This is a genomic window from Capilliphycus salinus ALCB114379, assembly GCF_047276495.1.
GTDB lineage: Bacteria > Cyanobacteriota > Cyanobacteriia > Cyanobacteriales > Microcoleaceae > Capilliphycus > Capilliphycus salinus.
The window spans coordinates 667,547-680,939 of the sequence record NZ_CP178543.1; the positions used below are offsets into that span (position 1 = coordinate 667,547).

Annotated in this window: 6 protein-coding genes; 2 read left to right on the forward strand and 4 right to left on the reverse strand. The window is 42.6% G+C overall.

From position 1 onward, the window contains the following. Positions 1-23: 23 nt before the first annotated feature. Positions 24-2,840, reverse strand: a complete 2,817-nt coding sequence (locus ACL6C3_RS02845; protein WP_413165163.1) for an EAL domain-containing protein — start codon at positions 2,838-2,840, stop codon at positions 24-26. 254 nt (positions 2,841-3,094) lie between these two features. Here ACL6C3_RS02845 and sbcD point away from each other — a divergent pair, with 254 nt between their 5' ends. Beyond that, the gene (sbcD, locus tag ACL6C3_RS02850; RefSeq protein WP_413165165.1) at positions 3,095-4,330 is read left to right on the forward strand and encodes an exonuclease subunit SbcD; all 1,236 of its coding nucleotides are present in this window, start codon (positions 3,095-3,097) and stop codon (positions 4,328-4,330) included. Here the strand turns inward: sbcD and ACL6C3_RS02855 are convergent. Continuing rightward, positions 4,327-5,529, reverse strand: coding sequence for a chemotaxis protein (locus tag ACL6C3_RS02855; RefSeq protein WP_413165166.1), 1,203 nt, complete (start codon positions 5,527-5,529; stop codon positions 4,327-4,329). The genes sbcD and ACL6C3_RS02855 overlap by 4 nt on opposite strands. A 382-nt stretch (positions 5,530-5,911) precedes the next feature. On the opposite strand from ACL6C3_RS02855, the gene ACL6C3_RS02860 reads away from it, so the two are divergent. Then, positions 5,912-7,819 carry an ATP-binding protein gene (locus tag ACL6C3_RS02860; RefSeq protein WP_413165167.1) on the forward strand — a complete coding sequence of 636 codons (1,908 nt, stop codon included), beginning with the start codon at positions 5,912-5,914 and terminating at the stop codon, positions 7,817-7,819. A gap of 177 nt (positions 7,820-7,996) precedes the next feature. Here ACL6C3_RS02860 and ACL6C3_RS02865 read toward each other — a convergent pair whose 3' ends face one another. Further along, a complete protein-coding gene (locus tag ACL6C3_RS02865; RefSeq protein ID WP_413165169.1) occupies positions 7,997-9,232 on the reverse strand; it encodes a hypothetical protein in 1,236 nt (411 codons plus the stop codon). Positions 9,233-9,685: 453 nt separating this feature from the next. Further along, positions 9,686-13,369, reverse strand: coding sequence for an NB-ARC domain-containing protein (locus tag ACL6C3_RS02870; protein WP_413165171.1), 3,684 nt, complete (start codon positions 13,367-13,369; stop codon positions 9,686-9,688). Positions 13,370-13,393 lie beyond the last annotated feature (24 nt).

Here is a 13,393-nt window from a genome sequence, read left to right on the forward strand (position 1 = left end):
GGGTGAATCATAATCATATTACCTCAGAAGATGGGATTGCGTTGAATCAAAGCGGTGATTTTTTCCACATCAACGGCTTGAGAAAATAAGTTTCCTTGTCCGTATTCGCAACCAATATTTTGAATTAATTGTTTTTGTTCAACGGTTTCAATTCCTTCGGCAACAATACTAAACCCCAAACTGTGAGCAAAATTAGCAATAGCTTCAACAAACTTTTTAGAATTAGAATTGGGGGAAGTCATAGGCGCCACAAAAGAGCGATCAATTTTAACCGTATCGATGGGAAAACGTTGCAAACGATCCAAAGAAGAATAACCGGTTCCGAAATCATCAATGAGAATTTGAATTCCCATTTGTCGGAGTTGACTCAGACGTCGCGCCACCCATTCCAAATGTTCGCCGATCGCACTTTCGGTAATTTCTAGACGCAAATTCGCCGGAGTTAATCCGGTTTCCTGTAAAATTTGTTGAACGAGATTGACGATTTTCTTTTGAGAAAACTGTTGTCCGGCGACATTCACACTCACGGAAACATTGTCATCGACCCAACCTTGAATTTGCCACTGTCGAAGTTGTTGACAGGCGGCTCTTAATACCCATTCTCCCAGAGGAACAATTAACCCGGTTTCTTCGGCAATGGGAATAAATTCACCGGGAGAAATCAAACCTTTTTTGGGGTTGGGTAAACGGACTAAGGCTTCAAAACTTTTTATTTTACCCGTTTTTAAACAAACAATGGGTTGATAGTAAACCTTTAATTTCGACGACTGAATCGCGGCTCGCAGATCGTTTTCTAAACGCAATCGCATCAGCGTATTCATCTGCATTTTGCTATCAAAAATGGCATAATTTGAGCTACTGTGATGCTTGGCGTGGTACATGGCAAGATCGGCATCTCTGAGAATATCGGTGCTGTGTTTGTAGGAATGATCGGCCGCGTAATAGTGACTGAAGGTAATTCCAATACTGGCGGTGATTGAGACAGTTTGATCGGCAATGATAAACGGTTGTTCCAGGACTGCAAGAATCCGTTCGGCGACGAGAATACTATCAGAAATTCCTTGAATGGGATATAATAAAATCGCAAATTCATCGCCCCCCAAACGGGCGAGAGTGTCGTTTGAATTAATACATTGTTGCAGTTTTTGTCCGACTTGAATCAGCAATTCATCCCCGGCAAAATGTCCCAAACCATCATTGACTAATTTAAAGCGATCTAAATCAATAAATAAAACGGCAAAAAGACGATCGCAATATTGGCGGGCTTGCTCGAGGGCTAAATGGAGTCTATCCATAAAAAAAGCCCGGTTGGGCAATCGAGTCAGATCGTCGTGATAAGCATGATAAAATAACTTGGTTTCGGCTTGTTTTCGTTCGCTGAGATCGGTTTGAGAACCGACCATCCGAATCGGATCGCCCATTTCATTCCAAAGGGCTTGACCCCGATGTAAAACCCATTTGTACTGACCATTTTTACAGCGAATTCGGTATTCGGTAGAGTAACCGGAAGTCTTTCGTTCTAAATGGTCCCAAATGGCTTTGAGAACCCGTTCTCGGTCGTGGGGATGAATTCGTTTTTCCCATTCGGTTAGATGCTGAGTCATTTCATGGTCTTCATAGCCTAACATTTCTTTGGCACGGGGCGAGAAAAAAATTTCATTGGTTTGAATATTCCAATCCCAAATGCCATCGTTGCTTCCTTCTAGTGCGAGTTGCCAGCGATCTTCACTGGTTTTTAGGGCTTGATCGAGTTGTTTTAAACTGTAAGTTCGCTGTTGAATTCGCTGTTCGAGTTGTTGATTAATGCGTTTGAGGGTAACGCTAGCTTCGCGAGATGAATGATAATAATCGGGCGGAATATTTTGGATAAATTTGGATTCGGGTGTGACCAATACAATTAACCAGTGCAAGCCCCGATTGTCTTTAAAGGGAAAAATATCGATTAACTGAATTTGATGATCCCAGATGAATTCAAGCTGATATTGACAATCAATGGCGGCGAGATCGTTAAAATAGGTGTACAAATGAGTCATTACGGCTTGAATTAAAGGATCGCCACTTTGGAGGGCATTTAAACAGGTTGCGGTGCGATCGCAATTGAGATCAAAAGGCCGGGTGAGTGTGGAACTAGCGACTAATGTTCCCGAAGGTTCAAGAATAAAGGTAGTAGATTGATCATTGATATTGAGTGTTTTCAGAAATTGACTGATATCAGATAAAGAGAGACGACATCCCAAAACCCCAAGAAAATGATTTGTCGCATCATAACAGGGAAGAACGGCCATTAAACCCAGTTGAATTTCAACGGTATTCGAGTATTGGTAGATTGAACTCCAAGCGGCACAATGGGCGTCTTGGGCGATTTGATACCAAGCCCGAAAACGGGGGTCGTAGTTGGCAGAAAAACCGATGGGTTCAACGGTAGAATTGCCGGTTGGATCGAAAGTGTAGATGTGTTTATTGTGGCTTGTGTTTTCATTTTTAAGCTCTAGAGTCGGGGTGCGATCGCCGAGTAGGGTTATGGCAATATATTTCCCGGTATTGTCAGCCCAGTTCAAGCCACTGACACTATCAAAAATTTGGAGTTGTTGCCAAAAGTATTGCGGTAAACTGTCGCGGTTGTCAAGGTGGCTGTTACCCCATTTTAGAACATTGGCGTTAATTTGATTAATTTCGTGAGGTTTATCGAGATAGGTTTTGAGGTATGCTGAGATACGAGCCGCAATTTCACGGCGCAATTGAGCGGCTAAATCAAGAACGGCTCGTTGTGTAGTTGTGAGGGATTGTGATTCCATTGTGTGACCTAATGCAGCTTGGCGTAAAGCTTTAGATAAAGGCATAGATAACATTACGAGTTGAAAAATGGTTCTAAGATTCGCAGTAAGAAACTCCCTGATTATCCGGTCACTGACTGATCAGATTAGTTTTTGAATAAGGTTGAGTTTCAAAAGCCCTCCTTTATTGATCGTTTTACCTGAAAAGTCAATTAATCGGTAAACTGATCGGTAGATTCAATCAAATCGTAGCAAAACCTACACATCTAGGATCATTATTTTCCGGATTTTCACTAAAAACTGTTTCATTTCTCACTGTTATGATTAAAATTCTCCATTTGTCTGATATTCATATGGGTAGCGGCTTTACTCACGGACGAACCAACCCAGAAACGGGTTTAAATACTCGTTTAGAAGATTTTGTAACCACCTTGGGACGCTGTATTGATCGGGCGATCGCAGAAGCGGTTGATTTGGTTTTATTTGGGGGAGATGCGTTTCCCGATGCGACTCCGGCGCCGTTTGTTAAACAGGCGTTTGCAAAGGAATTTCGGCGCTTGGTGGATGCTGAAATTCCGACGGTTTTATTGGTGGGGAACCACGATCAACATTCTCAGGGACAGGGGGGAGCGAGTTTGGGAATTTATCGGACTTTGGGAGTACCGGGGTTTGTGGTTGGCGATCGCTTAGAAACTCATACAATTTATACTCAAAATGGTCCGGTTCAGGTGATTACATTACCTTGGTTAACTCGTTCGGCGTTGTTAACTCGTCCCGAGACGGAAGGGTTATCTTTAAGCGAGGTTAATGATTTATTGATTGACCGTTTGAAAGTGGCGATGGAAGGATTAATTCGACGATTAGATCCGGAAATTCCGACGGTTTTGTTGGCGCATTTAATGGCGGATAAAGCGAGTTTGGGGGCGGAACGTTTTTTGGCGGTGGGGAAGGGGTTTAATATTCCCTTGTCGCTGTTAATTCGTCCTTGTTTTGATTATGTGGCGTTGGGACACGTTCACAAACATCAAAATTTGAATAAATCTAACGATCCGCCAATTATTTATCCGGGAAGTATTGAACGGGTTGATTTTAGCGAGGAAAAGGAGGATAAAGGGTTTGTTTTGGTGGAGTTAGAAAAAGGTCGGGTTAAATGGGAGTTTTGTCCTTTACCGGTGCGGTCTTTTTCTACGATAAAGGTGGATGTTTCTGAGGCGGAAGATCCTCAAGGACTGCTGCTAAAAGCGATTGGGAAAAAGAAGATTAATGATCAAGTTGTGCGTTTAATTTATCAGTTGCGTTCGGAACAGATTGATTTGATTGAAAATTCCCGTTTACATGAAGCTTTAAGTGCGGCTCATACTTATAGCATTCAAGCGGAATTGGTGAGTCAATTGGCTCGTCCTCGCATTCCCGAATTAGACCGCCACAGTATCGATCCGCTTGGGGCTTTAAAAACTTATTTAGACAGCCGGGAAGATCTCAAAGAAATTGAGCAGGATTTGATGAAAGCCGCCGAAGAATTGTTAGCGGGTGCAACGGTAGAATCGGAGGTTTAATTTTTTCGATCTTCTGTACATTTTAAGGCCCGTTGTATGGATTGAATGATGTAGGTTGCATCGGAGGAATAATGTTGAATGTTTTTTTGATGAATTAAGGAGGAATTAACTAGGTGTTCTAATTGAATAATTACATTTTCTGCTTGTTCGATATAAGACAGGGTTGAGCAGGAAATTCGGGCGTCTTCGAGAGCGGATTCTCTCAGTTCTTGTAAGTTGAATTTCAGTTGACGAGCAATGCTATTCATTTGGTCGCTAACTTTTGAGGTTTCACTAACCAGGCGATTGATTTCCAAGCCTATTTTACTGAGTCCTTCCGGTTGAGAAGAGTCTAGTTGATAGGTGAAAATAGCGGCTTGTACGGCGAGATGGCGAACTTTTTGGATAATTTCTCCTAACAGTTGTGAGGTGGAATTGACCGCCTCAAGATCCCGGGCCATCGCCTGACTGATTTCAAATAAATGTTCGGTATTTCGATAGGTTAAATTGGTATTGAGAAAGATCGAATGAAAGGCTTTTCGAGTTTCGACTAAAATTCTTTCGCTGACTCTAACAAAATGCTGATTCAGTTGAATGATCGGTTGAGTATATTCGGTCAATTTTGCTTGTTGTTGGCTTAAGTCTTGATTGTATTGTTGATGAATTAAACTGGTTTTTTGCTGAAGGAAGGCTTCATATTTTATCACTTTGCTTTTTTCTGCTTCAAACTTTTTATCGGATTGTTTTAATTTCAACTTTTGTTGTTTGATTTTCTGATAAGAAAAGTTGAGAAGTTGATTTTGAGCTAAAAGCAAGTGATGAATATCTAAAAGCCGATACTGTCCGGGTTCAAATTCAATAACGAGGGGTTCATAAACCAGTTGATTGGGTCGGCTTAAAGCTTCGTTAGCCGCGACTAAAATTTTGCAGTCTTTAGACAGAATTAGGGGCGGAACTCGGATGACATCTAAAAGGAGTTGAATCGGTTGACTTAAGTATAAATTTTTGCGATTGAGATAATTCATTTGTTCTCGAAAATTTGCCCGAGAAATCATCCCGATCACCCGCTCATTATCAACAACAATAACGCCGGGTAATTCGGGATTCTGATGAAATTCTTGGGCAACAACGAGTCCGGGGGTAGTAGAATTGATCTGAAAAGTATGGTAAGCCAAGCTTTCCAGAGTAGAATCAAAGGTGATCTGAGATGAACTGCTCATTCAACTGAACTCGCGCTTAGGGATTGTGGGCTGAACCATTTTCCGATATCATACATAGTGGTCGGGGCAGTCCTATTCTGTCAAGTCAGAAAAAGAACGCCACAACTAAGTTATATATCTAATTCGATCTCAAAGGAATATCGGTATTTCTTTGTTCTATTGTTCAACGGAGATCGTTTCTGTCTCGATGGACCTCTAGCAGTCGGTCACAGCCTGAGTCCCATCCCCATCTTCTTGAGCGGGGAATCTAGGCGGTGGGTATAGCCGAACCTATCAACCCCCTGGGGTAGTTTAGTGTTATCTTGGCAGTAGGACTGGAATTAGAATAAATAGATATAATTCCTTTAAAACCTGCGCGTGCTGTTGATTTTGATACAAACCTGTGGATAAAGCCCTGTATCAACAACTTGAACAAGAGAGACTTTTAAATCAAGTCACCAGCCAGATTCGCCAGAGTCTGGAATTGTCTGTTATTTTGTCAACAGCAGTAGAACGGTTGCAACAATATTTGCAGGTTGATCGGTTGTTGATTTATCAGTTTGACTTTCAATGGTCTGTTCCCCCTGGAGAGTGTAGCTTAGAACCCGGATGGGATGTCGAGGAGCGAGAGTACGAGACCCGACCGACTCGAATGGCGAATTTCTCGGGTGAATTTTTAGCGAGTCAAAAGGGTAACAGAGGATGCGTGACTTATGAAGCTCGTTCTTCGGAAAAAGTTTTGTCGGTTCTGCACTTGAGCGAGGCGGATAGTTGTTTTTTTGAAACTCCAGAAGCCCAAGCTAAATATCAAAAAAGCCACGCTTCTTTAATTATTCAAGATGTGGAGAAAACCTATGCCTATTCTTCTTGTTTTCTCCAGTTTTTGCGCCGAATTCAAGTCAGAGCCAAGGTGGTTTTTTCGATTGTCATTCAGGAAAAATTGTGGGGATTGTTAATTGCTCATCAATGCCATCAACCCCGAGAATGGACGGATAACGAAACGAAATTTATGGCTCAAGTGACGGAGCATTTATCTATTGCTATTTATCAAGCCCAACTTTATACTCAATTACAGCAGCAAAAGCACACCTTAGAGCGCCGAGTCACCGAACGCACTCAAGCGCTTCACGATGCTTTATTGGCGGCTCAATCGGCGAACCGAGCCAAAAGCGAATTTTTGGCGACAATGAGCCATGAATTACGAACGCCGCTCACCTGCGTGATTGGGATTTCCGCCACCCTATTAAGACTCTATTCCAACGGTGCGGGTATCAAACAACTTCCGATAGAAAAACAACAAGAATATCTGAAAAGAATTCACGACAGCGGAGAACATTTATTAGAGTTAATTAATGATATACTGGAACTGTCTCAGGTCGAGTCGGGAAAAACGGTTCTACAAATTAGTGAGTTTTATCTGTCAAAACTGGCTCAACATTGCTTAACTTCTTTTCGAGAAAGAGCGCAAAGTAAAAAGGTTTTGTTGAGTGGCGATATTCAAATACAACCTCATCAAGATCGGTTTATTGCTGACCAACGTCGAGTCAAACAAATTTTGTTCAACCTGTTGAGCAATGCCATTAAGTTTACCCCAGAAACCGGACAAGTCACCCTCAGAATTCGAGTTGATGGAAACACGGCGATTTTTCAAATCCAAGATACCGGAATTGGAATTCCTCAAGAACAACAACCTTTATTATTTGAAAAATTTCAACAACTTGATTCGTCCTATCGCCGTCAGTATGGCGGAACGGGGTTGGGTTTAGCCTTAACAAAACAGTTAGTTGAACTTCATGGCGGAGTGATTAAATTTACCTCTACGGAACGGGTAGGTTCAACGTTTACCGTTCATATTCCCGGTCAACCGCTTCCCTCTCTAAATACTCAGCAACGGGTGAAAAATTCTGCGTTTAAAACCTCTCTACCCACCACCTCAACAAATAATCCTGTGGGTCGATTTATTCTGATTGAAAACGATGAGGAAATTGCTACACTCATCTGTGAAATTCTCACCGCAGCGGGTTATCAAGTGGTTTGGCTTGTGGAAGGATTAACCGCATTAGGACAAATTGAACTCTTACAACCGACTGCGGTTATTGTCGATATGCACTTACCGGGTCAAGATGGCTATGAAATTATTCGTTACCTGAAAAATAACACAGCTACGCAAGATATTAAGATTTTAGCCATCACCAATAACTCTGAATCTATTGACTCTGAAAGTGTTTTAGTCACTGAAGTTGATGACTTTATTACTAAACCAATTCAACCCAATCAGTTACTTAATAAAATCATCAGTTTGGAGTTATAAAACCAACCAAAAATGCTTAGTTGGGGATAGGGCGGGTTTATGTAAGTTATTTCTGGCTAAGATAGGTTTTAGCCGAACCCGCCCCTACGCTTGCTGGTGACTCTCTTGCAAAGTTTGCGATGGGAGCGACTGCTGAACCCCTAAGGGTGAGGAGTGACTGTAAACCTGTTCCCTTTTTTAAAAGGATAATTTTTTGGAACCAAAATTTAAACTAAAAGCAATGTTGACATTTTCGAGGGCTTCGACTAACCAAAAGACTTTATCTTGAGGAAAGCTGGAATAATGACTGAATAAAACGGAGAAACGTCTTTCTAAATCTGCTTTGACTTTTCGACAAACTAAAACTAATTTGAGTAACGCTCCAATCACGGAGGTAGCCCCCAAGTTATTGAGCAAGTCTACAAAGACAAAATGACTGGGTTGTTGTAAACTCTCAATCACCATAAAGTTAAATAATTTGCGACAAGTTCCGGCTAGTAAAGCATCATTGACTTTTTGACCATCGTTGTGATTTAAAGTGTCTTGTAAAACTTGATAGAGACGTTGATTAAATCGATTTCTACCATATTTCGGATCGATAGAACTGCTAATATATTCGTAGAGTTCTTCTTTAAAAGTTCGGTAGGAGCGAGTGTTGCGACTTTGTTGGATAAACTGTTTTGCCAACTCGGGATAGGTATGATGGCCATCAACTTTACTGGTAAAATGATTGACCGCAGAGTGATATTTTTTATCGGGGAGTAGGGTGGGGTTTTGAGTGGGGAGTAGAATGATTCCCTGGTCGCGACTGTAAGTTTGATCGCTCATATATTCATATAAATCGTGATCGAACTTTAATTGGCTGCGATGGCGCATCATCCGAATTTCTTGTCGCTGTTCATCGGTGCTGTCATCGGTGAGGAAAAAATGTTCATATAAGTAGGGATATCGAATAATCAGTGAATCTAGACTTTTGACTTCTTCGCTAGATTCTGTATTTTTCGAGTCTTTAAAGGCTTTTGCTAAACGGCGTAAAGCGTGATATTGTTCCGATTGAATAAACCGTTTAACCAGCGATCGCAGACGGTGGGCGGTCCAACAGTGGGGGAGTTTATTGGGTAGAACTTGAAACAGTTGAACCAATTCATAAATCGCCCATTGGCACTTCCGACGTTTCAACCAACGGTTAATTAAAATATAGCAGCAACGGTTGAGAATATGGGAAAATTCTGGCGGAGAAAAATCCCCATCCACAATCCGACCCAATGCGGCCCAAATCTCCGCATCTTGATACTCAACTTCACCTAAAAATAAGTTCCGAAAACGCTCAATTAATTGTTGAGGTGACTCAGTTTCTACACACTTTTGTAGGTGAGCATAAAGTTTATGCTCATCCAAGGATCGAATTGAGTTGAACCCGATAGAGTTAATCACAGTTAGCCCTCTCACAGTCCAGAGAATAAATTTTAGCTAAGTTTACAAATATTCAGGGGGTTTACCTAGAATTCAAGAGATCAGATCTTAATTCGTGATACTTCATCTCTGTCGCTTTCGGTTCCTAACCCGTTATCCAAAGATGCGCCCTTACTTTACTACAGAATAGGCATTAACTGAAATCACTTTTGTCTCTTCCCTCATTCAAAGCAAGAATGTTTTTAGGAAGCTACAAAACAGGAGATACAGGTTAGTTCAGGCTCAATCCAAGAGGTAGATGTGAACGAGGCGTATATCTATTTGTATATACGTTTATAGTCTAATAGAAAGTCTATAACTTAATTGTAAAGCTTTAATCAAGTTGCCCCCACTAATTGTAAAGATTTGGTAAAGGGACTTGGAAAGATCGGGTAATGTAGGGTAGTAGAGGGCCAAATTAACTGTTGAGTTTCATTAATCGCTGCTATTAAGATTTATTGCTCCCAAAGCCTTCAGTGTTGACTTTTGGGCGGTTGTAATTCCTGTCACTCCGGTAATATTCATCCCGTGATAGGGCTTGTCCGTGCGGAGAACTTGCAAACATTCGCCTGTTTCAATATCCCAGATCCGAATGGCTTGATCGTAGCTACCAGTGGCTAAAATTTGGCCTTGGTGATGGAAATAGACCGACCAAACCGGACTCAATTTATCCCCCAAAATCTTAACACATTTTCCGCTGTCAACATCCCACAATCCCACTTGCGCCTCATCACTTCCACTGGCCCAAAGTTGACCACCAACTCGGAAAATCAAAGCGTGAAGACGCTCACTTTCAGCCAACCAACTTTTTTGACATTTTCCAGTTTTAATATCCCATAATTTCACCGTGCGATCGTAGCTAGCGCTGGCTAAACTTTGGCTATCGAGACTAAACGCTAACAGATGAATTCTTTGCAAATGTCCTTCTAAAGTGTGCAGACACTCACCGGTCGCCAGAGACCACAATTTTACGGTGTGATCGTTACTCCCACTGGCCAGATATTGACCATCCCCACTAAAAGCCACCACTCCCACCCAACGGCTATGTCCGGTGAGGGTCTGCAAACATTCTCCGGTTTGAACCTCCCAAACTCGCACGGTTTGGTCATCACTGGCGCTGGCCAGCATTTTGCCATCGGGACTAAAAACCACCGTCTCAATGCGATCGCCATGACCGTGTAGGGTTTTCAAAACTTCACCGGTGGAAGTATCCCACAATTTCACGCTGCTGTCATAACTCCCACTGGCCAGCAGGCGACCGTCGGGACTAAAAGCCACCGACCAAACCCAGTCGGAATGTCCGCTAAACCGCTTGATACATCGACTGGCGTTGAGATCCCAGAGTCGCACTCGGTTGTCATCGCTGCCGGTGGCCAGAGTCTTCCCATCGGGACTGACAACGAAGGACCAGACTTGATGCTTGTGTCCCCGCAGGGTTCTTAACCGTTGACCTGTAGCCACATCCCAAAGTTGTACCATTTGTTCTTGACTTCCGGTGGCAAGTATTTGATGATCTTGACTAAAAGCCACCGAACAAACTTGACTTTCAAACCCTTTGAGAGTTTTTAAACAAGTCCCGGTTTTGATCTCCCAAAGTCGGACGGTTTGATCGTCGCTACTACTGGCTAAAAGTTCACCATCGGGACTAAATGCCACCGCCCAAACGGAATCTTGATGACCTTCTAAACTGTAGAAACATTGACCGGATTCGACATCCCACAACCGCACAATATTTTCATCGCAACTGCTGGCGATCCAACGAATTTTAGACGGTTTAAATTCGAGGTTTAATGAAGAATGTCCGTTTTCTGTTTGATGATTTTCGGCGATATTTTCAATCCGAGTTACCGTCCAATTCCAGGTAGAATTTCCGATAAAACTCCGCAAACATTCGCCCGTATCTATCGACCATAATCTCACGGTTTGATCGTCGCTACTGCTGGCAATAATCCGATTATCGGGGCTAAAAATTACGCTGCGAATTCCTTCTTTATGTCCCTCAAAAACGTGCAGACATTCGCCCGATCGCACATCCCAAACCCTCACGGTACGGTCATCGCTGCCGCTGGCAAGCATCTGACCATCGGAACTAAAATTCACGCATTTAATACTGTCTAAATGTCCGCCCCACCGATCCAAACATTCTCCGGTACTCACTTTCCAAATTCTCACGGTTTGGTCATCGCTGCCGCTGGCGAGTAAGTCGCCTTCTGGACTAAAAGCGATGGATTTTACTCCGGTTGTTTTTCCCTGAAAAATTAGCAGTTTTTGACCGTTTTCGGTATTCCAAAGTAAAATTTTTCCGTCCGCGTCTCCGGTTGCTAATTTGTTGGCTGGACCCAAGGCAACGGCGAGGGTATTTCCTAAGGTTTCGGCAAAAATAGAACGGGATAAATCCGCTCCCGAAAAGTTAACGTTTTGTAGGTTGGCATCTTGAAGATAGGCTTGCCAGACGGCTAAATTTGAGAAGTCATAATCGGCCAAATCTAATTCGAGTTGATGACAGAGATTGATCAGGTTTCCTCCTGCATATCCCGATTTTTCTTGAACTGGATTTCGCAGTCGGTTGAGCAGGTTTTTAAATTTTTCTTGAAGTTCTTTTCGCAGGGGATAACGTTCTAAAAGGCGTTGAACTAAGGGGTTAAGAATGACCCGGGTTTGACTTTCTCTAATGTAATCTTTGGATTGAGATTTAATCAGGGCGTATCGGTTCAGGAAAGCTATATTTTCTGATTGTATTTCTCGGAAAATGTGTTCAATAAATTGTTCGATGATGTATTCCATGACTACGGGCTGTTGGGTGAAGCCGCGAGAATTTTTTTCGATTAGCGATCGCCGTCTGAGAGATTCTAAAGATTCGATCACTTCTGGAGAAGAAACAACCGAGAGTAAATCTTTTCGCAATTCGGGTAAAGAAACCGGTTCTCGATTAATTCCGAGCCAATACATGATTTCGAGTTCTAATTCCGATAGGCGTCCGAGTTGTTGTTCGAGCAGATCTCGAATATCTCCAAAGACGGCGGTTCCCTGTTGAATTTGTTCGATAAATTCGCCGATTTCACCTCCAAAAACATCGTCGATGGTGGTGGTGACAATTTTGATAGCCAGGGGATTTCCGGCGTATCTGGCGATTAATTGATGCCATTGTTCTGATGAGGCGACGATTCCTTTGGCTTGGATTAAAGCTTGACAGTCTGCGGTTTCTAATCCGGTTAATTGTAATGCGCGAACGTTGAGAATTTCTCCTTCTAAAGCGGCGATTTCTCTCGGTTTTTCTCGGCTGGTTAATAGCAGACAACTTTGGTGGCGGGTTTCTCCCAAGCGTTTAATCAGTTCGCCGTAGTTTTCATAACCTTCACAATAGCGTCCGGCGCGATCGCCGGATTGTAAAATCGACTCGGCGTTATCTAAAATCACCAAGCAACGAAACTGTCGCATTAAGTCGATCAGTTGGGAAATTTGCCGGTGAATATCGGAGGATAAATTAACCTGTTGTTTGTCGGATAAAAATTGAATGATTTCCGCTAAAATTTCCGGTAATGGGGGAGCATTTCTCAGGCTTCGCCAAATCACATATTGAAAGTTTGACTGGATTTTTTGAGCCAATTGTACCGATAAAGAGGTTTTTCCAATTCCTCCCATTCCTAAGATCGCCACCACCCGACATCCTTGGGGAACTATCCATTGTTCGAGTTGAAATAGTTCTTGAGAACGACCATAAAATAAGGACACATCTGTTGCTTCTCCCCAATCAATTTGTTGAGGGGTTTTTTCCACAACTCGGGAAACGGGTAAGTCAAATTGAGAGACTCGGGGAGACTGGGGTCTGGGTACAATGGGATGGGGCTGAATGTCTAAGCCGAGTCGTCGTTCTAGAACGGTTCTAAAGTTGGTTTTACTGACTTTTTCGCCAAATTCGTCGGAGAGCAGACGCCATAACTTCGGGCCAACATCTTGTTTGAGATATTCGGGAGTGCAGCGATAGGTTAAGGCGATTTCGTGATATTTTTGGCGATACCAAGTTCCCTGAACGACAGCCCGTTGAGCATCACTCAGGTGTTTACCCGTCTTTTCAAAAACGACAGCATCCGTTAACTTCAGCGCCTCTTCAAAATTCATAACATCGGTTATGCGTTCAGCCCC